The sequence below is a fragment of the Devosia sp. ZW T5_3 genome, from assembly GCF_044987315.1.
Taxonomy (GTDB): Bacteria; Pseudomonadota; Alphaproteobacteria; order Rhizobiales; family Devosiaceae; genus Devosia.
The window spans coordinates 153538-173619 of the sequence record NZ_JBJDRE010000010.1; the positions used below are offsets into that span (position 1 = coordinate 153538).

Consider the following 20082-nt stretch of genomic DNA (forward strand, 5'->3'; position numbering starts at 1 on the left):
GCGGCCGGTATTCCTCCGGACCGCTCCGCCTCGTGCTTCATTGCTGAGGGGAACAGATGCCTAATATATGGCTTGCTCGGCCAATCTGCAATGAGATTGTAACTATAGTGATGTGGCGCCCGTCACTGCGCTCCCCCAAACGGGGTCACCAGCACGATCTTGCCGATATGCTGTCGCGCCTCCATGGCCGCATGCGCCGCTGGCGCGTCCGCCAATGCAAAATTTGTCACGCGCGGCCGGCGGAATCCTGGCGCCGCCAGTGCCGGCAATAAATCGGTCCGGATCCGCGCCGCGACACTTGCCTTGAATTCCGCAGACTGTGGCCGCAGCGTCGATCCCGACAGCGTCAATTGCTTGGCCATCAGCAGGCCCAGTGACAGCTCGGCCTTGCCGCCCTCCAGCGTCGAGACCTGGACGATATGCCCGCCTCGCGTCGAGGCGGCGATATTGGTTTGGGCCATGGCGCCGCCGATAATATCGACCACGCGGTCAACGCCGTTGCCGTCCGTTAGCGCCAATGCACGAGCAGCGATGTCCTCGCTGGTATAGTCGATCACCGCCACGGCCCCGAGTTCGCGGGCATAGTCCGCCTTTTCGCGCGAGGAGACCACGGCAATGGCCTTGGCGCCCAAAATCGTCGCGATCTGGATGGCCGCTCCACCAATGCCGCCCGCCGCGCCATGCACCAGCACGCTCATGCCCGCGGTAAGCCCGGCGCGCATCACCAGGGTCTGGGTGATGGTGAACCAGGTTTCGGGCAGGGCCGCCGCCTCGCTCAAAAGCCACTGGTCTGATACCGGCAGCACCTGGCCGGCCGGCACAGCCACATATTCGGCATAGCCACCGCCATTGGTCAGTGCCATCACCCGGTCGCCAAGCCGCCAGCCGGTTACCGCCGCGCCGATGGCGGCAATTTCGCCGGCGACTTCAAGGCCGGGCAGGGGTGAGGCGCCGGGCGGCGGATCGTAATGGCCACGGCGCTGGGCCAGGTCGGGGCCGTTGACGCCGGCTGCCGCAACCCGGATCAGCACGTCATTGGCGCCCAGCTGGGGCAATTCCTGCTGTCGTGCCGTCAAGACTTCAGGGCCGCCGGGGCTGGCGATGGCGATCACGGTCATGCTGTCGGGGAGGGTCATGGGCGATATGCTGGACGAAGTGATCTTGCCCGGCAAGAGCGGTACGCTATCCTATGGGGTAAACAACAGGAGGCTGAGCATGGATGACGAGGAAGTCAGCAAGCCAAAACGCCACGAAGTGGGCATGCCGATCGATACCATGTCGGTGGAAGAATTGAGCGAACGCATCGGGCTGCTCGAGGCCGAGATCGTCCGTCTGCGCGCGGCCATCGAAGCGCGCGGCGCCACGCGCAAGGCGGCCGATGCGGTGTTCAAGTTCTAACCAGCGGAGCGGTCAACGCTCCGCAAACGTACAGGGTTAAGAAATCGCCACGCTTTAACCGGCAATTAATGTTTGCGCGGTAACCTCTCATTATTCAGGTTCTTCTGAATTTTTCAGAGTGGTTTCTCCCTCTGTTTGACGCCTCCCTGTTAACTTCGAGAGCCGTTCTTACGGCTCTTTTTTCTTTTCCAGGGCCGTTTTATCGTCACTATCTTCATGTTCTTAAAGCTCTTTTCAGCTTGATGCGAAGTGGCGGGTGACGCTTGCAGCGTTTGCGCCTAGCATGGAACGATGAGCGAGGAGGTCGCGTGACGGAACTGAGCGAAAAGGGTAGGGCGATTGCCATCGGGCCGCGCATCGTGGCGTCCGGCGGGTTTGACCTGCTGTATCGCGAAGGCATGGCGCTGATCGAGGAGGTTGCGGCCTATCTCGATGGCGAGGGCCGTGGCGATAGCCGCATCCTGGGCCGCGAAGCCTCGTTTCTCTACGCCACCGAATCGATGCGCCTGACCACGCGCCTGATGCAGCTGGCCTCCTGGCTCTTGCTGCAGCGCGCGGTCAACGAAGGCGAAATCACCAAGGAAAATGCCCGCTCCGAAAAGGAGAAGGTCAAATTCTCCGCCACGCCATCCGAGCGCGGCGGGCCGGGTTATGCCCAATTGCCCGCGCCTCTGCGCGATTATATCGACAAGGGCGACCGCCTGTTCGACCGGGTGATGCAGTTCGATACGCTGGAACGCGGCAAGTTGCCCGAGCTCGATATCGGCGTCGCCAATGGCATTGCCGATCAGTTGGCACGTCTCAAGGCCGCGTTCGGGCGGGCCTAGGCACCGCGCGGGCCGAAATAGATCACGGCCGCACCCAATAGGCAGATCAGCACACCAGCAATATCCCAGATATCGGCCCGGACCCGCTCGACCATCACCATGAAGATCACCGACGCGGCGATATAGATGCCGCCATAGACCGCGAAAATCCGGCCGGCGCTGTCGGTTCCGGTCAGAGCCAGGCACCAGGCGAAGAGGCCCAGCAGGACCACAGCCGGCGCCCAATACCAAACTTGGCCAAGGCGCAGGGCCTGCCAGACCAGGTAGCACCCACCGATTTCAAACACGGCAGCGGCGGCAAACAGCAAGGCGCGCATGGCAATCCCCAAATCTTGCACCAGGATAAGGGCTTACCGGCAAAAGAAAAACCCGGCACAAGGCCGGGCTTTTCGAATTCCGAGAAGGACTGGCTTAGATGCCCAGGCCCTTGAAGCGCTCCTTGAAGCGCGAGACGCGGCCGCCGCGGTCAAGCAGCTGGCCCGTGCCGCCGGTCCAGGCCGGATGGGTCTTGGGATCGATGTCGAGCTGCAGCGTATCGCCGGGCTTGCCGTAGGTCGAACGGGTTTCGTACTTGGTGCCGTCGGTCATGACCACAGTGATCGTGTGGTAGTCCGGATGGATGTCAGCCTTCATCGGTATCGCCTCAAATCAAACGGGCGCCGTGGCGCCCGGAGAGCATCTAAAACTGGTGTTGGCGGCTTCATACAGAAAGCAGGCCCGGTCTGCAAGGGTATGGGCGTGGCAAAATTGCGCGGGACAAAGCTGTTGCGGGCATTTCGGGCAGCGCCTATATCGAAGCCGCAGCGCGGCCCGGGCTCTTCCGGACCCCAACTCCACCAGAGTGGCGTATCCGAGCGATGACAGATCAGGCGACCCAGGCACCGACCGGGGCCGAAAAACTACTCGAAACGCCCAATATGAATCCGCGCAAGCTGCAACCCTTGCGGCGCCTTATGCCCTTTGTGCTGCGTTATCCGTGGCGGCTGGTCCTGGCTATTCTCTTTCTCCTCGTCTCGGCGATTTCTTCGCTGGCCATTCCCGCCATGCTGGGCGGGGCGATCGATCAGGGCTTTGTCGAGCAGAACCTGGAAAATGTCGGTCGCTATGGCTGGCTGATCGTCTCCATTGCCCTGGTGATGGCCATTGCCAGCGGACTGCGCTTTTATTTCATCTCGGTCATTGGCGAGCGCGTGCTGGCCGATCTGCGCCAGGCGGTGTTTTCGCACCTGCTGGCGCTGGATGCCCGGTTCTTTGATACCCATCGGGTGGGTGAGCTGACCAGCCGGCTCAATGGCGACGTCGCCACGATTCGCAGTGCGGTGGGCTCCAGCATGACGCTGGCTTTGCGCTCCATCGTCACCATTATCGGCGCGCTGATCATGATGCTGCTGACCAGCCCGGTGCTGACCATTGCCGTGGTCATTGCTGCGCCGCTGATCCTGCTGCCGCTGATCGCCTATTCGCGCCGCCTGCGCGGCATGTCGCGCCGGACCCAGGATGCGCTGGCGGATCTGTCCGCCATGGCCACCGAAATGCTGGGCGCCACCCGCACGGTCAAATCCTTCACCCAGGAAGATGCGCAATCCTCCCATTACGGCAAGCGCAGCGAAGCCAGCTATGTGGCCGAAACCAAGCGCCTCGCTGCCCGTTCGGTGCTGGTGGGCATGGTGATTTTCCTCGGCTCGGCGGCCATTGTGTTCCTGGTCTGGTGGGGCGCCCGTTCGGTGTTCGAGGGCACTGTCACCGCCGGCCAACTGGCGCAGTTCCTGGTCTATGCGCTGATGGCCTCGGGCGCTTTGACCAATGTCAGCGAAGTGCTAGGCACCCTGCAGACGGTGGCCGGCGCCACCGAGCGGCTGACCGAAATCCTCGATACCGAACCCAGCATTACCGAAGCGGTAAAGCCGGTGGCGCTGCCCAATCCGCCGCTGGGCACCGTGGCATTCGAGCAAGTCAATTTCGGCTATGATACCGGCGGCTACGAGCATGTGCTGACCGATCTCAGCTTTACCGTGGGGCATGGGGAAACTGTGGCTCTGGTGGGCGCCTCCGGTTCGGGCAAGTCGACCACTTTGTCGCTGCTGCAGCGCTTTTACGACGTCAAGAGCGGCGCCATCCTGGTCGACGGTATCGACATTCGCCAGGTGCGGCTGAGCGAGTTGCGGCAGCGCTTTGCCTATGTCGAGCAGGAGCCGACCATTTTTGCCGGCACGATTGCCGACAATATCCGCTTCGGCAAACCCGATGCGAGCGATGCTGAAGTGATCTCGGCCGCCACGGCGGCTTTGGTGCATGATTTCGTCACCGATCTGCCGTTGGGCTATGACACCATTGTCGGCGAGCGCGGGGTGATGCTGTCGGGCGGGCAGAAGCAGCGGCTGGCCATTGCGCGGGCGATTTTGAAGAATGCGCCGATCCTGTTGCTCGACGAGGCGACCAGTGCATTGGACGCCCAGAGCGAGCAATTGGTGCAGAAGGCGCTGGAGCATCTGATGCAGGGCCGTACCACGCTGGTGATCGCCCACCGGCTGGCCACCATCCGCGATGCCGACAAGATCCTGGTGCTTGATGGCGGTCACATTATCGACCAGGGCACCCATGACGAACTGGTTGCCAAGGGCGGCCGCTATGCCGAACTGGCACGGCTGCAGTTCCGGCTGGATGATCTGGCTTAGGTGCCACGACCTCGTGGTTCGACAAGCTCACCATGAGGTCTACTTCTAGAGCGCAGACCGACCAGTAGACCTCATCCCGAGCCTGTCGAAGGACGAAGTCGGGGCCCAGGTTTGGCTCACCCCTCGGTCAGCTTGAACTCAATCCGGCGATTGCGGCGGTAGGCTTCGTCATTATCCGCGGGGTCGAGCGGGGTGAATTCGCCGAAGCCGGCGGCGACCAGCCGGTTGGGTGAGACGCCCTTGGTCACCAGATATTGCGCCACCGAAATGGCGCGGGCGGCTGACAGTTCCCAGTTCGAGGGGAAGCGGGCATTGGAGATCGGGCGCTTGTCGGTGTGGCCATCGATGCGCAGCACCCAATTGATGTCGGGCGGGATTTCGGTTTCGAGCTGCAATATGGCCGCGGCCAAGGCATCGAGGTCGGGCGTGCCGCCGGGCTGGATATCGGCCTGGCCGGGATCGAACAGCACTTCGGATTGGAACACGAAACGGTCGCCGACGACGCGCACATCGGCACGACCTTCCAGGATTTGCCGCAAGCGACCGAAGAAGTCGGAGCGATAGCGGCTCAAATCCTGCACGCGCTGAGCCAATGCCAGATTGAGGCGGCGGCCCAGATCGGCGATCTGGGTGCGCGATTCGGTGTCGCGGCTTTCGGACGCTTCGAGGGCGTTTTCCAACGCGCCGATCTGGGTGCGCAGCGCGGCCAATTGCTGGTTGAGCAGGGTGATCTGCGCATTGGCCTCGTCGGACAGGTCCTGGGCGTCCGCCAGCTCGGATTGCAGGCCCGCAATGGTCTCGTCCTTGCCCGCCAGTCCCGCGCCGATGCCCGAAAGCTGGCCGGTCAGCTCGGCATTGTCGGATTGGGCGGTGGCGAGCGTGGCCGTCAGATTGGCGATCTGGGAGTTCAAGTCATCGGAATTGGACCGCTCGAGCTGGAGCAGGTCGGTCAGTTCGGCAATCTGGCTATTGAGCCGGGAGAGCGCGGTGTCGCGGCCCTGCAATTCCTGGCCCAGGAAAAACTGGGTCAGCATGAACAGGGAGAGCAGGAAGATGATGACGAGCAGCAGGCTCGAGAGGGCATCCACGAAGCCGGGCCAGTAATTGGCCTCGATGCGCCGGCGGGAGCGGGCTCCTGGCATTAGTTCCGCCGCTCGCTATCTGCCTGGGACAGTACGGCCTCGATCAACTCGCGCAGCTTCTGATTGGTCTCGGCCTGGTCGGCAATATGCTTGCGCAGATCGTCCTGCTCGGTGCGGATATGCTTGACCAGCCCGTCAATGCCGCGCGCCAGTTCGGCCATGGCGCGGATGGCGTTCTGGGAGGAATTCTGGTTCTGCATCGAGCTGCCGAGCTTGTCGAACATGGCCTGCATTTCGGGGCCACCCGCATTGGCCTGCATGGCCGAAACGGGATGGTCTAGCTCGGTCATCGAGGTCATCCAGTCCTCAAGGTCGGTATAGAAGGCGTTCTGCGCCTGGCTGGTCTGCAGGTCGAGGAAGCCCAACACGAGCGAGCCGGCAAGACCGAACAGCGAGGAGGAGAACGCGGTGCCCATGCCGGCCAGCGGGGCCGACAGGCCCTCGCGCAGGCTTGAGAATTGCGCGGCGCTATCGCCATTGGTCACGTCGAGCGAATTGATCACGCCAGCGACGCTGCTGACGGTTTCGAGCAGGCCGTAAAACGTGCCCATCAGGCCCAGAAACACCAGAAGGCCGGTCAGGTAGCGCGAGGTATCCTTGGCTTCATCGAGCCGGTTACCCACGCTGTCCAGGATCGAGCGCATGGAGGAAGGCGTGATGATCGCTTCCCCGATCCGCTCGCGCAGCAGGCCCGCGACGGGCGCCAGCAGCACGGGCGGGCGCACATTGGTGACATTACCGTCCTGCAGCGAATTGACCCATTTCACCTCGGGAAACAGGCGGAATATCTGGCGGAAGCTGAGGAAAATGCCGACGAACAAGGCCAGGAAGATCATCGAATTGATGAACGGATTGGCCCAGAAGAAGGTGACGATCGTGGTGAACAGGATCGCCCCCACCAGCGCCACCAGCACCAGAAAAATCACGATCTTGATGAGGTAAACAGTCGGGCTGGCGAGATGGTATGGATCGTAGCCTTGCGTCATCTTTGCCGGAACCTTGCCTCATGCGCGCAAATCACTGCCAAGACTAGTCAGTGCAGCGTGGCAGGGCAATGACAAAGGTTTGTGTGTTGGCATCGCTGTCACAGAGGTTTCGTTTAGGGCGGATAGCGCTGTGCCCAGCAAACCTTATCCGGAGCCCCGCCATGTCCATGGCCATGATCTCGCCCGATCTACAGGCATTTTCCCGCACCCACCGTCCCGCCGCGCCGCGCCATCTGGGCCAGCGCTACAACAAGGACGGCATTTTCCTGCCTGAGCGGGGCAATACCGTGGTGTGTCATCTGCAGGAGGGTTCGGATACCGAGCGCGTCCTGCGTGCGGCGCGGCAGCATTATCTAGACATGCCCGAAGCGCGCCAGCTGGCCTTTACGGCGGCGGAGAGCCTGCATATGACGCTGTTCCAGGGCATTATCGAAACCCGCCGCGAGCCGACCTATTGGCCGATGGGCGTGTCGCCCGATACGTCCGTCGATACGATGACCGAGCTGATGCTGGAGCGGCTGGCGCCCTATGCGGGCGGGACGGCATTCGCGGTGGAAGCCGTCCGGGCGCTGCCCACGGGGCTGGCGGTGCAGGGGATTACCGAAGCCGATCGGCGCGCCATGGCCGGCTGGCGCAATGATCTGGCGGCGCTGTTGGGCTATCGGCATCCCGATCACGACAGCTACGAATTCCACATCACCTTCGCCTATCTGATCGACTGGTTCGACGAGGCGGCGCTGCCCGGCTGGCAGGATATGTTGGACGATGCCTTGGCCATGATCCGTGTGCAGGCGCCGGTGCTGGAATTGCGCACGCCGGCCTTCTGCAGCTTTGAGGATATGAACTGGTTCGAGGAGCTGCTGCCACTCGGTTAGTCGGCTTTGGGAATATAGGGACCGCCAGTTTCACCCCAGCCCCATTTGGGCATTGGTGCCTGTTCGGACACGGTCGCGCCGGGCGCCGAATTGATGACCGCCAGCCGCGATCCCCATTCGAGATAGCCAACCAGCGCCGAAGCAAATTCGGGATCGGCCGGCAGGCCCAGATCGGTATAGGTATCGAGCAGCAGGCCAATCCAGCGCCGCCGCATCACCTCGCTCAGATGCCGTCCCAGATGATGGCGCACCATTTCGGGATGGCCGCCATGTTCGCGTGAATAAAGCGCAGGGCCGCCCAGCACTTCGGCGAGAAACAGCGCGACATGTTCGGGGTGGTCGGCCGCCATATGGGCGAATACCGGCGCCAGCACCGGATCATCGGGCACGCGGCGGTAGAATTCGGCGGTCAGACGGCGCAACGGCTCGATGCCGCCGATCCAGTCATAGAGCGTGGGCACTGCCATGGGAAAACGCCTCCGGCAGCATAGATGCGCAGCGGCCGGGCAAGATGCAAGCCTGGGCCGCTGCGGATTCGTCGTTACTGGATCCGCCTGAGTTGCTTCAGCAGCGCGGCATGCAGGGCTTCATTGCCGGCCACGACCTGACCATTCCAGACCGAGCCGGGGCTGCCGGCAAAGTCCGAAATAGTGCCGCCGGCTTCCTTGACCATCAGCAGGCCCGGCGCGACGTCCCAGGGGGCGAGCCCGGCTTCCCAGACCGCGTCATAGCGGCCGGCAGCGAGCCAGGCCAAGTCCATGGAAATCGAGCCGGAGCGGCGGATGCCGGCCACGGCGGGATTGATGGCGGCCAGCTGGCGCAGCTGCAGGCTGTCATTGGCCGTGCCCTGGGTCTTGATACCAGTGCAGACCACGGCATCGGCCAGATGACGGCGGCCGCCAATGCGCAGGCGGCGACGGTCGTTGACCCAGGTGCCGCCGCCCTTTTCGGCGGTGTAGAGCTCGTCCAGCACGGGATTGTAGATCACCGAGGCCACGATCTCATTGGCGCGTTCCAGCGCGATGGCAACGGCAAAGAGCGGGATCGAGTGCAGGAAATTGGTGGTGCCATCGAGCGGGTCGATGATCCAGCGGTGTTGGCCATCGGTGCCGGTGACTTCCCCGCCTTCTTCCATCAGGAAGGCATAGGTGGGGCGGGCCTTCTTGAGTTCGTCGAACACGATCTGCTCGGCGCGCAGATCCGCCTTGGAGACGAAATCGGCCGGTCCTTTGCGGGAAACCTGCAGGTTTTCGACCTCGGCAAAGTCCTTGGTCAGCGAACGGCCAGCCTTGATCGCGGCTGAAACCATGACATTGAGAATTGCGGAACGTGCCATGATCAGTCTGCCCGGCGCATGTAAGTGGCTTCGGTGGTGTCGACGACGATGCGTTCGCCCACGGCAATGAAGGGCGGCACCATGACCTTGAGGCCATTCGACATGATCGCCGGCTTGAACTGGCTGGAGACGCTCTGGCCCTTCTGCACCGGATCGACTTCGGTGACTTCGAGAATGACGTTGGCCGGGAACTTGATGCCGAGCGGGGTTTCCTCGTGCATTTCGAGGGTGATCTTCATGCCGTCCTGCAGGAACGCGGCGCGCTCGCCGACGAAGTCCTTGGCCAGTTCGACCTGCTCGTAGCTGTCCTGATCCATGAATACGAGGCTGTCGCCCTGCTCGTAAAGATAGGTAAAGTCGCGGAATTCGAGTTCGACGGTTTCCACGGTTTCCGCCGAACGGAAACGCTCGTTGAGCTTGGTGCCGCCAAGGATGGCCTTGAGTTCGACCTGGGCGTAGGCGCCGCCCTTGCCGGGCTTGACGTGATCGACCTTGACCGCGACCCAGAGCCGGTCCTGGTGGTTGACGACATTGCCGGGGCGGATTTCGTTGCCGTTGATCTTGGCCATGAAGAAAGTCTTTTCTCGCTGTGGGGCGACGGGGCCGGCTGGCAACAAACCTCATCCTGGGCTTGCCGAAATGCCGGATCCGCGCGCCATGCCCGTTCGATCAGGGTTTCGACAGGCTCATCATGAGGCCGAATGACGACCCGCTGCGCTTAACCCGTGTGTGGCGGGCTTATTGCCCCAGAATGCCCAAAGGTTCAAGGGTTTTGCGGTTGGGGTGCCGGATCGCTGCTTTGCTCGGCCGGCGCGGCAGGGGCCTCGTTCGGGTCGGTCGGTGCCGGCAGCACCGGCGGACCATCCTGCGGCGCCGGCGTGGTGGTGGGAATGGTGGCGATGGTTTCTGCGGTTGGCGGGGTAGAGGGCCAGAAGCGGGCGCGCTCCTCGGCCTTGGCCAATTGATCGCTGGGGATGGAGACCAGCAGCCGGTCGAGCGATGGGTCGGACAGCCCTTGGCGCCGCGCCAAAGCGCGCCACATGGCCGCGTCCTCGAGGCTGAGCGGCACGCCTTCGCCCACCGCGAGCAGCTTGGCATAGCGGTTCTGCGCCACGGCGTTGCCCGCCTCGGCAGCGCGCTGATACCAGCTAGCTGCTTCCTCGACATTCTTTTCCACGCCCTGGCCGAGATAGAGCAAGGTAGCGTAATCGATCTGGGCGGCGATCAGGTCCTGCTCGGCCGCCAGCTTGACATATTTGGCGCCTTCGGCCTCGTTGGGTGCCAGGCCCGCGCCTTCGATCAGCATGGTGCCGTAGTCATATTGCGCCTCGGGCAATTCGGCGTCGGCGGCTTCCTTCATCAGGCTTGCCGCTTCCGTGAGGCTGGGCGAGGCATAGATGCCTTCGACATGCAGCAAAGCCAGGTTGTACTTGGCCGGAATATAGCCGCCCTCGGCGGATTTCTTGAACAGATCGGCGGCGCGCGCGCGGTTCTTGGGTACGCCAATGCCGTCCTGATAGTAGAGCGCTAGCTCGAACATGGCGAGCACGCCGCCATTATTGGCGGCCAGCTGATACCAGCTGGCGGCGCTTTCATCATTCTGCGTCACGCCCAGGCCCTTGGCGTAGATTTCGGCGATCAGCGTCTGGGCGGCGGCATCGCCCTTTTCCGCACGCGGCAGGGCATATTCGAGCGCCGTCAGGAAATAGCCGCGCTGAAATGCGCCAAAGGCATAGTCCACATTGGCGCGCGGGCCGAAGACCTCGCTGCTGATGGCCTCGGCCGCTTCGTCCTGCGCTAGGGCGGGCAGGGGGGCGAGCGCCAGCAGCAGGGCGATGGCGGGGAGCAGCCGGGTCATGCAGTTTCCTCGAACGAAGCGGCGATCGCGGCAATGGCGGCGGCCGGAGAAGGGGCGGACCAGATGGAGTCCGAAAGCGCGAGGAATTCGGCGCCGTGATGCAGCCCGCTGGTCGCCGCCGGATCGCTGAACACGGCGGGAATTTCGAAGGTCTCGGCCCACCATTGCGCCAGATCGGCCGCAGTGGCGTCGGCCTGACCGTGGAACGGACCGAAAAACACGTAGTCGACGTCGAGCTCGCCCATGGTCATGGCGTCATGCCGGCTGTTGATATTGCCGGCGCCCACAATGGCGGCGGGCTTGAGCGCTGCGATGGCGGCCTTGGTGTCCTTGCTGCCGGTCGTGACATGCACACCATCGGCACCAAGCTTTTTGGCCAGCGCCGTGTCGTTTTCCAGCAAGACCGCGCAACCGGCGCCCTGGCCGATATTGACAATCTTGCCGGCCAGCGCGGCATAAGCCGCATCGGCCAAGTCGCCCCGGCGCACCAGCAGCGCGGAGATTTCGGCAGCGCTCAATACGCTCATCAGGAGAGCGGGAAAGCTTTCCGGATCGGCGGCAGCGGGGGTGATGAGATAAAGCTGAGGGGCCATGGCTTCCGGATACTCGACGCGCGTGCTCAATAGATCGCCATTTTGGCGACAAAAGGGACGGCTCTTGCAATAGGCGAAGTGGCAGGGCTCGCGCAAAGAAAATGCGCGCCCCGGGAGGGAGGCGCGCATTTCGGATGCGACTGGGAGAACGTCGCAGGGAACTTTATGTCAGGCGGCGCGGTCCAGCTCGCCCGTCCAGGTGCCCAGCGCCGCCAGGGAGTTCATATGGGCGCGGTGGCTGAAGGCGGCCTGGGCCTGGGGGAAATTCTCGCGGCGGCCGGCCCAGGTGCGCAGGGCAACGTTCTGCAGCGCACGGCCATAGGAGAAGGTCATCGGCCAGGGCTTGCCAGGGATCCGGTTCATGGCCGACAGATGCGCGGTGGCTTCTTCGTCGGTCTGCCCACCTGAGAGGAACGCAATGCCGGGGACGGCGGCGGGCACATGCTCGCGCAGCACTTCGACCGTACGCTTGGCAACGTCCTCAACCGAAGGGCGATCGCGCGAATTGATGCCGGGCAACACCATATTGGGCTTGAGCAGCATGCCGGAGAGATCGACACCGGCGAGGCGCAGTTCCTTGAACACGTTTTCCAGCACTTCGCCGGTCACGGTCGCGCAACGCTCCAGTGAATGGTTGCCCGGCTCGCCATCGCCGACCACTTCGGGCTCGACCACCGGCACGATGCCGGCTTCCTGGCAAAGAATGGCATAGCGGGCCAGCGCATGGGCATTGGCGCGGATATTGTTGCGGGTGGGGGCGATGTCATTGATGGTGATGACGGCGCGCCACTTGGCAAAGCCGGCGCCTAGGGTGGCATAACGGGCGAGGCGTTGGCGCAGGCCATCAAGACCCTCGGTGATCTTTTCGCCGCCATCACCGGGCATGGGGAAGGTGCCGCGATCGACCTTGATGCCGGGAATGACATCGGCATCGGCCAGAATGGCGCGGAATGCGGTGCCATCGGCGGCCGATTGCTCGAGTGTCTCTTCGGTCAGGATGACGCCCGAAATGTAGTTCTGCATCGCATTGGTCGAGCGGAACAGCATCTCGCGATAATCGCGGCGCAGATCGAGCGTATTGGGCAGGTTGATCTTGGCGAAACGCTTGCCGATGGTGCCCTCGGATTCGTCGGCAGCCAGGATGCCCTTGCCGGATTCCATCAATTTCTGCGCGATGGCGTTAAGCGACTTCGTCATGGATATCAGCCTCAAGTGGTGAACTTGGTGGCAGATTAGACTTTCGTCACGCCGGCTTCGATTAGACCTAGGGTTATTAGACGAAAGATGTATCTTGTATGGAAGGCTAGACCGTGGGCCCTTTTAGATCGAGCAGGGCGTCGGGCCATGGTCGATCACCAAGCTCAGCGACCATGCCGCCGCGATAGACGAACTGCTTGATTTCTCCGTGCTCGGTGAACCGCATTTGCGTGGTCATGCGGCGATAGCCCGATGACAGATAGCGTTCGGGTTCGAACGCGAAGAGCACCGCAAAGCCAATATTGGCGTTGACCAGCAACTGGTGTGCCGCTGCGATGAGACGTTTTGACAGCCCCTTGCCGCGATAGTTCGGCGCGATGGCAACGCCGCCCAGAATTCCAATTTCCATGGGCTCTCCGCCGACGCTCACCTGTCGGATATAGGCTGCGAGATGCCCTACAACCGTGTCATCATCCAGCAGCAGAATGAGCTTCCGGGGTATCTCGCCCTGGTAATATTGTCCGGCCATGTCGGGAAATGCCAGATCAAGCAGATCTTGGGTCTGCCTTGCCAACGCGCCGCCAAGCTCGGAATGATCAATGCTGACCAGTTGCATGGCTTGCGCTCCTACCAATAGCGGAACACCAGGCACGCATCACCATTCGGCGTTGCTGCCGTCTTGTCCAGTTGGCCACCCAGTCGCTGAGCGAGCTTGATCGAGGGGGCGTTGTCGGGGTCGATGTAGGACACAAGACTTGGCGGAACGATCGTCAGGCGCGCATAGTCCCGGGCGGCTTTTGCCGCCTCGAGGGCAAAGCCTTGTCGCTCGAAACCCTCAAACAGCACCCAGCCGATTTCGGTCTCGGGATATTCTGGAGGCTGGCACACGGCGACTTCGCCAATGCATTGGCCGCTCGCCGTAATGTCGATCGCCCAACCGCCCATGCCACAGATTGGCCAATGGCCCACCGAGTTCATGAAGTCCCGCCAAACGACGGCTGGGGCTCTGCGGCCGCCGACGAAGCGCGAGCGATCGGTCGTATAGAGCGCAACCAGCAGATCGAAGTCGCTGCGCCGTTGTGGGCGCAGCGTCAGCCGTTCGGTCGTCAGCGTCGGAGCGACCACCGGATGAGGCATGTCTGCCTACTTCTTCAGCGCTTCAACGCCCGGCAGGGGCTTGCCTTCCATCCATTCGAGGAAGGCGCCGCCGGCGGTGGAGACATAGGTGAAGGCGTCCTTGACGCCGGCATGGGCCAGGGCCGAAACCGTGTCGCCGCCGCCGGCCACCGAGACCAGCTTGCCGTCATGGGTGCGTTTGGCCACATGTTTGGCGATGGCCACGGTGCCCGCGTCGAACGGGTTCATCTCGAAAGCGCCCATGGGCCCGTTCCAGACCACGGTATGGGCGTCGTCGATGGCGCCGGTGATGCGCTCGATGGAGGAGGGGCCGATATCAAGGATCATGCCGTCGGGATCGATGGCGTCCACGCCATAGAGGCGGGTGGGGCTATCGGCCTTGAAATGCCAGGAAACCACAGCGTCGATCGGCAGGATGATGGCACAGCCGCTATCGATGGCTTTGTCCATGATGCGCAAAGCAGTTTCCGCCAGGTCCTTTTCGGCCAGCGATTTGCCGACACCATGGCCCTGGGCATGCAGGAAGGTATTGGCCATGCCGCCGCCGATGACGAGGCCATCTACCTTGGTGACGAGGTTTTCCAGCAGATCGATCTTGGAAGACACCTTGGCGCCGCCGACAATGGCGACCACCGGCTTTTTCGGCTTGCCCAGGCCTGCCTCGAGAGCTTCGAGCTCGGCCTGCATGGCCAGGCCCGCCGCCGCCGGCAGCAGATGCGCCAGCGCTTCGGTGGAGGCATGAGCGCGGTGGGCGGCCGAGAAGGCGTCGTTGACGTAGACATCGCCAAGGCTGGCCATGCGCTGGGCCAATTCGGGATTGTTGGCTTCTTCGCCGGGGTGGAAGCGGGTGTTTTCGAGCACCAGCACCGAGCCGGCAGGGGCGGCGTCGATCGCCTTTTTGGCGGCGCTGACATCGTTCCAGTCGGTGGCGACGAAGCCGACGGGGTGGCCGGTCTGGTCGGCTACGGCGGAGCAGACCTGCTCGAGCGAGAATTCTGGATCGACCTTGCCCTTGGGGCGGCCGAAATGGCTGAGCAGGATGGCCTTGCCGTCATGCTTGACGATTTCGCGGATGGTGGGCACCAGCCGCTCGATGCGGGTGGCGTCGCTAACCTTGCCATCGGCGACCGGGACGTTGAGGTCGGCCCGCAGCAGCACGCGCTTGTTGGTCAGGTCGAGTTCGTCGAGGGTCTTGAAGGTTGCGGTCACAGTCGGGCCTCCGGAGAAATATCAGCCGTGGCGTAGCAGAGCATGAGAGGAGGGGGAAGCCGGGGCGGCAAAAATTGCGGTGTCAGGCCGCAATGAGCAAGCCGCGCAGAAGGGTGCCGATGAAGAAGAGCGGCAGGCCGGCCAAGGTCAGGAACAGCAGCCAGCCCAGGTCATCAACCAGCACATGGCGGGCAAAGCCATCGCTGGGCCAGGCGGCAAGGCCCACGCGGCGGCGGATGATACGGTCGCGGATCAGTACGAACCCGGCGGTGAGCGCGGGCGGCACCACGAGAGCGGCAGGTTGCCCGGCAAAGCCGATCAGGACCGACGCAATCGGCAGGCCCGCAAAGATGTGCCGCATAATCTGGAACATGGTTGCTCGCCCCAACGACATGAACGAGGTCGATTTTGGGCTGATTTGATGACTCTGCGATGACGGCTAGGGCGCCAGCGCAAACAGGCCGGGATAGTCGAGCACCAGACCATCACCATCCACTTCGAGCACCCGCTCGAAGCCATTGGCGCCCTTGAAGCGGAAATGACTGGGATCGAGCTTGGTATAGATCTGCTCGTTGCGCTGCACTGTCATTTCGTCGCCGTCGATCCAGGCCATGGCGAAGCGTTGCGGCGTGCCGATGGTCCATTGGGCGCGCCAGATGGGCAGCGAATTGGTCAGCGGGGTTGGCCAGATATCGATGTCGATACAGCCCGCCAGGTTGGGCAGCGGCTCGGCGCGGTCATCCGACCAATTGCCGGCGCCGTCGGAAAACAGTTCCAGCACCGCCCCATCGGTGCGCTCGAGCCTCACCGTACGGACCTGCTCGGTATCGTCCAGCTTGATGCGGTAGAACAGGCCATAGGCCGGCGTGACGATGGCGCCGCGAATGCGGGTGTCGCGCGGGGTCGAGATGACGTGGCAATGCTCAAGGCTGACCGGATCAAGACCACGCCAACGGATGGATCGGTCTAGGCTCATGCGGCATCTCGGGGAAATGGTGGCTTTGAGCGGAGATTAGGGGCGCGGAGACCTCACTGGCAAGCGCTCAGGCAGGCTTGACCGGCTGGCGCAGGATGGTCTTGAGCTTGGCGGGCGCGGTCTTGCGCGGGTCGTTGAGATAGATTTCGTGGTGATGACCATTAAAGGTCAGGCCGCGCCCCGGCATTTCCACTTCATGCAGATGCTCCAATGCCGGGCCTTCGTCATCATAGCTGCCCAGATGCATGATTTGCAGGGCGCGGCCCTCGTCCAAAGTCTCGAGACGCAGGCTGGCCGGCGCCTCGGTCAGTTTCTCAGCGGATTTCTCGACGGCGGCGTTAAACATGGTGCGGGTGATGAAATCGGGCACCATGATCATCATGATCCAGTGCCAGTTCGCCTTGTTGCGGGCGAGAAAATCACCGGGATTATCGGCCCACCACAGGCCTTCCAGCGGTGGCACGAAATAGTCCTGCCCCAAGTCCTTGGAGGCGAATTTCATGGCATAGCTCACCGAATAGAGCCATTCCACGGCCACTCGGTAGCTCTCGGTTGTGTTGGGGTCGCTCTGGCCATCGACCATGAGGAAGTTCATGGCGGGCACGTCGACAAAGACAAAATCCCGGGAGCCGGGCTGGTAGAGATGTTTCAGCTCGGTCTTGAAATCGATCTTGTCCATGCGAGGCCCTCCTGATCGTCACAGAACAAATCGATATGACAAAAGCTGTCAGCAGCACAAAGGCCCCGCCGTGGATCACGACGGGGCCTTTAATGCAATGCAGGCGAAAGCTTAGAGCGTCTTGCCCAGCGCCACGGCGGTATCGGCCATGCGGTTGGAGAAGCCCCATTCATTGTCGTACCAGGAGAGCACGGCGACGAAATTGCCGTCCATCACCTTGGTCTGGTCCAGCGCCACGGTTGAGGAATGGCTGTCGCCATTGAAGTCGATCGAGACATTGGGGTGGATGGTATAGCCCAGAATGCCCCTGAGGCTGGAATCGGCATATTTGCGCACGATTTCGTTGATCTCGTCGGCGGTAGTGTTGCGCTTGGCGATGAACTTGAAGTCCACCAGCGACACGTTCGGGGTCGGCACGCGGATCGAGACGCCGTCCAGCTTGCCCTTGAGCTCGGGCAGCACCAGGCCAATGGCCTTGGCAGCGCCGGTCGAGGTCGGGATCTGGCTCAGGGCCGCAGCGCGGCCGCGATAAAGATCCTTGTGCATGGTGTCGAGGGTCGGCTGGTCACCGGTATAGGAATGGATGGTGGTCATCATTCCCTTTTCGATGCCGACGGTCTCGTTCAGCACATAGGCGAGCGGGGCCAGGCAATTGGTGGTGCAGGAGGCGTTGGAGACGATGATGTGCTCCTTGGCCAGCTTCTGGTGGTTGATGCCATAGACCACGGTCAGGTCGGCACCTTCGCCCGGTGCCGAGATCAGCACCTTCTTGGCGCCGGCTTTGAGATGCAGCGCGGCCTTTTCCTTGGAGGTGAAGATGCCGGTGCATTCGAGCGCAATGTCGACGCCCATGGCGGCATGCGGCAGCTCTTCGGGATTGCGGACCGCAGTCACCTTGATCGGGCCGCGACCCACATCGATGGTGTCGCCATCAACCGTCACCGTGCCCGGGAAACGGCCATGCACGCTGTCAAAGCGGAACAGATGGGCATTGGTTTCGACCGGGCCGAGGTCGTTGATCGCAACGACTTCGATATCGGTGCGGCCGGATTCGATGATGGCGCGCAGAACATTGCGGCCGATACGGCCAAAACCATTGATGGCGACGCGAACTGCCATAGGAGGCTCCTCAAAGGTGGGAGGTGGAAAAGGGAGGCGGGGCTCTCTTACAACTGTGCGGTGACGGCTTCAACAACGGCTTTGGCCGTAATACCAAAGTGATCATAGAGCGCGTCGATCGGGCCGGAAGCGCCGAAGCTATGCATGCCGATGAAGCGGCCCTTGTCGCCGAGCAGCTTGCTCCAGCTCATTTCGATGCCGGCTTCGATGGCGACGCGCGCCTTGGCATTGCCGTAGAGCTCGGCCTTATAGGCATCAGACTGCTTGGCCAGCAATTCCATCGAGGGCACCGACACGACCTTGGCGGCAATGCCTTGCTCGGCGAGCTGCTTCTGGCCCTCGACGGCGATTGCAACTTCCGAGCCAGTGGCGAAGATCACGACGTCAGCATTCTTGTCGCCGGCAATGACATAGGCGCCCTTAGCCGACAGGTTTTCGGCCTGATATTCGGTGCGCAGGGCCGGCAGGTTCTGGCGCGACAGGGCCAAGATGGACGGCGCATGGGTCGATTCCAGCGCCAGCTGCCAGCATTCGAGCGCTTCCACGGCATCGGCCGGGCGGAAGACCAAGAGGTTGGGAATCGCGCGGAGGGCCGTCAAATGTTCCACCGGCTGGTGGGTCGGGCCGTCTTCGCCCAGGCCAATCGAGTCATGGGTCATGACATAGATCGAGCGCACTTCCATCAGCGCAGCAAGGCGAATGGAAGGGCGGGCATAGTCGGTAAAGACCATGAACGTGCCGCCATAGGGAATGAGCCCGCCATGCAGCGCGATACCATTCATGGCCGCGGCCATTTCATGCTCGCGGATGCCGTACATCATATAGCGGCCCAGGTAGTTATCGGCCTGGAACGGCACCATTTCCTTGGTGTTGGTCAGGTTCGAGTGGGTCAGATCGGCCGAACCGCCCTGGGTTTCGGGCAAGATGGCGTTGATCACGTCAAGCGCCATCTGGCTCGACTTGCGGGTCGCGACCTTTGGCTTGTCCTCAACGAGCTTTTTCTTGAAGGCGTCGATAGCGGGTTTGAATGCGGCAGGCAGATCGCCCTTCATGCGGCGTTCGAACTCGGCCTTTTGCGGGTGAGCCGCGAGGCGCGACTGCCATTCGCCGCGAATATTCTGGCTGCGGGTGCCGGCAGCGCGCCAGGTGGCCAGGATTTCGGCGGGGATTTCGAATGCGGGGTAGGTGATGCCGAGCGCGGCCTTGGCGCCAGCCAGTTCCTCGGCGCCGAGCGGAGCGCCATGCACTTTTTCGGTGCCGGCCTTTTTGGGTGCGCCGAAGCCGATCGTGGTCTTGGCGGCGATCAGGGTCGGCTTGTCGCTCTTTTTAGCGGCAAGCAGCGCCTTTTCGATGGCGTCCTGGTCGTGGCCGTCGATCTCGATAGTGTTCCACTGTACCGCCTTGAAGCGGGCGATCTGGTCGGTGCTGTCGGAATTGGAGACCGCGCCGTCAATGGTGATCGAGTTATTGTCCCAGATCACCGTCAGCTTGTTGAGCTTGAGGTGACCGGCCAGAGCAATGGCTTCCTGGGAAATGCCTTCCATCAGGCAGCCGTCACCGGCGAGAACCCAGGTGTGGTGATCAACGATGTCGGAGCCGAATTCAGCAGCAAGCTTGGCTTCGGCGACGGCAAAGCCGACCGAATTGGCCAGACCCTGGCCGAGCGGGCCAGTGGTGGTTTCGATGCCGGTGGCGTGGCCATATTCGGGGTGGCCAGCGGTTTTAGAGCCGAGCTGGCGGAAGTTCTTGACCTGGTCGAGGGTCATGTCTTCGTAGCCGAGCAGATAGAGGCTGGAATAGAGCAGCATCGAGCCGTGGCCGGCCGAGAGGATGAAGCGGTCGCGGTCAGCCCATTTGCTGTCAGCGGGATCGAACTTCATCACCTTGGTGAACAGCACAGTGGCGATATCGGCGCAGCCCATGGGCAGGCCCGGATGGCCGGAATTGGCTTTTTCGACGGCGTCCATGGACAAGGACCGGATCGCATTGGCCAAATCGTTCTGCTGGGCTGTATTCGTCATCGCGGCTTCCGCTCTCTTGAATTGCTCTAAAACTGGGGAGAAGAGGCGTGGGGC

The 20082-nt window shown here is 62.4% G+C and carries 23 protein-coding genes; 4 read left to right on the plus strand and 19 right to left on the minus strand.

The window, feature by feature from the left end; genetic code table 11:
- Nucleotides 1-122: 122 nt before the first annotated feature.
- Nucleotides 123-1136 (minus strand): zinc-binding dehydrogenase, encoded by a 1014-nt coding sequence (locus tag ACI3KW_RS14090; RefSeq protein WP_404848596.1) that lies wholly within the window; start codon nucleotides 1134-1136, stop codon nucleotides 123-125.
- Here ACI3KW_RS14090 and ACI3KW_RS14095 point away from each other — a divergent pair.
- Together ACI3KW_RS14095 and ACI3KW_RS14100 are read left to right on the plus strand one after the other, a co-directional pair.
- Complete coding sequence (locus ACI3KW_RS14095; protein WP_404848597.1) at nucleotides 1135-1398, plus strand: DUF1192 domain-containing protein; 264 nt, start codon at nucleotides 1135-1137, stop codon at nucleotides 1396-1398. The two genes, ACI3KW_RS14090 and ACI3KW_RS14095, sit on opposite strands and share 2 nt — an antisense overlap.
- 308 nt (nucleotides 1399-1706) lie before the next feature.
- A complete protein-coding gene (locus ACI3KW_RS14100; protein ID WP_404848598.1) occupies nucleotides 1707-2225 on the plus strand; it encodes a DUF1465 family protein in 519 nt (172 codons plus the stop codon).
- On the opposite strand, the gene ACI3KW_RS14105 is transcribed toward ACI3KW_RS14100, so the two are convergent.
- Nucleotides 2222-2542 carry a YnfA family protein gene (locus ACI3KW_RS14105; protein WP_404848599.1) on the minus strand — a complete coding sequence of 107 codons (321 nt, stop codon included), beginning with the start codon at nucleotides 2540-2542 and terminating at the stop codon, nucleotides 2222-2224. The genes ACI3KW_RS14100 and ACI3KW_RS14105 overlap by 4 nt on opposite strands.
- 94 nt (nucleotides 2543-2636) lie before the next feature.
- The gene (gene rpmE, locus ACI3KW_RS14110) at nucleotides 2637-2858 is read right to left on the minus strand and encodes a 50S ribosomal protein L31 (RefSeq protein ID WP_035100046.1); all 222 of its coding nucleotides are present in this window, start codon (nucleotides 2856-2858) and stop codon (nucleotides 2637-2639) included.
- Between the two features lie 224 nt (nucleotides 2859-3082).
- Between rpmE and ACI3KW_RS14115 the strand changes: the two genes are divergently transcribed.
- Nucleotides 3083-4900 carry an ABC transporter ATP-binding protein gene (locus ACI3KW_RS14115; protein ID WP_404848600.1) on the plus strand — a complete coding sequence of 606 codons (1818 nt, stop codon included), beginning with the start codon at nucleotides 3083-3085 and terminating at the stop codon, nucleotides 4898-4900.
- 116 nt (nucleotides 4901-5016) lie between these two features.
- Here the strand turns inward: ACI3KW_RS14115 and ACI3KW_RS14120 are convergent, their stop codons facing one another.
- Together ACI3KW_RS14120 and ACI3KW_RS14125 are read right to left on the minus strand one after the other, a co-directional pair.
- Nucleotides 5017-6042, minus strand: coding sequence for a peptidoglycan -binding protein (locus tag ACI3KW_RS14120; RefSeq protein ID WP_262171739.1), 1026 nt, complete (start codon nucleotides 6040-6042; stop codon nucleotides 5017-5019).
- Nucleotides 6042-7028 carry a flagellar motor protein MotA gene (locus ACI3KW_RS14125; protein WP_404848601.1) on the minus strand — a complete coding sequence of 329 codons (987 nt, stop codon included), beginning with the start codon at nucleotides 7026-7028 and terminating at the stop codon, nucleotides 6042-6044. The genes ACI3KW_RS14120 and ACI3KW_RS14125 overlap by 1 nt, the downstream gene beginning before the upstream one ends.
- Nucleotides 7029-7189: 161 nt before the next feature.
- Here ACI3KW_RS14125 and ACI3KW_RS14130 point away from each other — a divergent pair, with 161 nt between their 5' ends.
- Nucleotides 7190-7903: a DUF1868 domain-containing protein gene (locus ACI3KW_RS14130; RefSeq protein ID WP_404848602.1), complete on the plus strand. Its 714-nt coding sequence runs from the start codon at nucleotides 7190-7192 to the stop codon at nucleotides 7901-7903.
- On the opposite strand, the gene ACI3KW_RS14135 is transcribed toward ACI3KW_RS14130, so the two are convergent.
- From ACI3KW_RS14135 to tkt, 14 genes are all read right to left on the minus strand, one after another.
- Nucleotides 7900-8370: a group II truncated hemoglobin gene (locus tag ACI3KW_RS14135; protein WP_404848603.1), complete on the minus strand. Its 471-nt coding sequence runs from the start codon at nucleotides 8368-8370 to the stop codon at nucleotides 7900-7902. The two genes, ACI3KW_RS14130 and ACI3KW_RS14135, sit on opposite strands and share 4 nt — an antisense overlap.
- A gap of 74 nt (nucleotides 8371-8444) precedes the next feature.
- Nucleotides 8445-9239, minus strand: coding sequence for an inositol monophosphatase family protein (locus tag ACI3KW_RS14140; protein WP_404848604.1), 795 nt, complete (start codon nucleotides 9237-9239; stop codon nucleotides 8445-8447).
- A 2-nt stretch (nucleotides 9240-9241) separates the two neighbouring features.
- A complete protein-coding gene (gene efp, locus ACI3KW_RS14145; protein ID WP_113120056.1) occupies nucleotides 9242-9808 on the minus strand; it encodes an elongation factor P in 567 nt (188 codons plus the stop codon).
- 194 nt (nucleotides 9809-10002) lie between these two features.
- Nucleotides 10003-11097 (minus strand): tetratricopeptide repeat protein, encoded by a 1095-nt coding sequence (locus tag ACI3KW_RS14150; RefSeq protein WP_404848605.1) that lies wholly within the window; start codon nucleotides 11095-11097, stop codon nucleotides 10003-10005.
- Nucleotides 11094-11720 (minus strand): thiamine phosphate synthase, encoded by a 627-nt coding sequence (locus ACI3KW_RS14155; RefSeq protein WP_404848606.1) that lies wholly within the window; start codon nucleotides 11718-11720, stop codon nucleotides 11094-11096. The genes ACI3KW_RS14150 and ACI3KW_RS14155 overlap by 4 nt, the downstream gene beginning before the upstream one ends.
- A 138-nt stretch (nucleotides 11721-11858) precedes the next feature.
- Nucleotides 11859-12887, minus strand: a complete 1029-nt coding sequence (locus tag ACI3KW_RS14160; protein WP_113120059.1) for a class I fructose-bisphosphate aldolase — start codon at nucleotides 12885-12887, stop codon at nucleotides 11859-11861.
- A gap of 106 nt (nucleotides 12888-12993) precedes the next feature.
- A complete protein-coding gene (locus tag ACI3KW_RS14165; protein ID WP_404848607.1) occupies nucleotides 12994-13503 on the minus strand; it encodes a GNAT family N-acetyltransferase in 510 nt (169 codons plus the stop codon).
- An 11-nt stretch (nucleotides 13504-13514) separates the two neighbouring features.
- Nucleotides 13515-14024, minus strand: coding sequence for a GNAT family N-acetyltransferase (locus tag ACI3KW_RS14170; protein ID WP_404848608.1), 510 nt, complete (start codon nucleotides 14022-14024; stop codon nucleotides 13515-13517).
- A gap of 6 nt (nucleotides 14025-14030) precedes the next feature.
- Nucleotides 14031-15233, minus strand: coding sequence for a phosphoglycerate kinase (locus tag ACI3KW_RS14175; RefSeq protein ID WP_262171751.1), 1203 nt, complete (start codon nucleotides 15231-15233; stop codon nucleotides 14031-14033).
- 82 nt (nucleotides 15234-15315) lie between these two features.
- On the minus strand, nucleotides 15316-15606 hold the full coding sequence (locus ACI3KW_RS14180; RefSeq protein WP_404848609.1) for a hypothetical protein: 291 nt from the start codon (nucleotides 15604-15606) through the stop codon (nucleotides 15316-15318).
- A 66-nt stretch (nucleotides 15607-15672) separates the two neighbouring features.
- Entirely contained in the window at nucleotides 15673-16209 is a 537-nt protein-coding gene (locus ACI3KW_RS14185) for a putative glycolipid-binding domain-containing protein (protein WP_404848610.1), read from the minus strand.
- Between the two features lie 67 nt (nucleotides 16210-16276).
- Nucleotides 16277-16888, minus strand: coding sequence for a GyrI-like domain-containing protein (locus ACI3KW_RS14190; RefSeq protein WP_404848611.1), 612 nt, complete (start codon nucleotides 16886-16888; stop codon nucleotides 16277-16279).
- A gap of 111 nt (nucleotides 16889-16999) precedes the next feature.
- Nucleotides 17000-18007 carry a type I glyceraldehyde-3-phosphate dehydrogenase gene (gene gap, locus ACI3KW_RS14195; protein ID WP_404848612.1) on the minus strand — a complete coding sequence of 336 codons (1008 nt, stop codon included), beginning with the start codon at nucleotides 18005-18007 and terminating at the stop codon, nucleotides 17000-17002.
- Between the two features lie 47 nt (nucleotides 18008-18054).
- Entirely contained in the window at nucleotides 18055-20028 is a 1974-nt protein-coding gene (gene tkt, locus ACI3KW_RS14200; protein ID WP_404848613.1) for a transketolase, read from the minus strand.
- Between the last annotated feature and the right edge of the window lie 54 nt (nucleotides 20029-20082).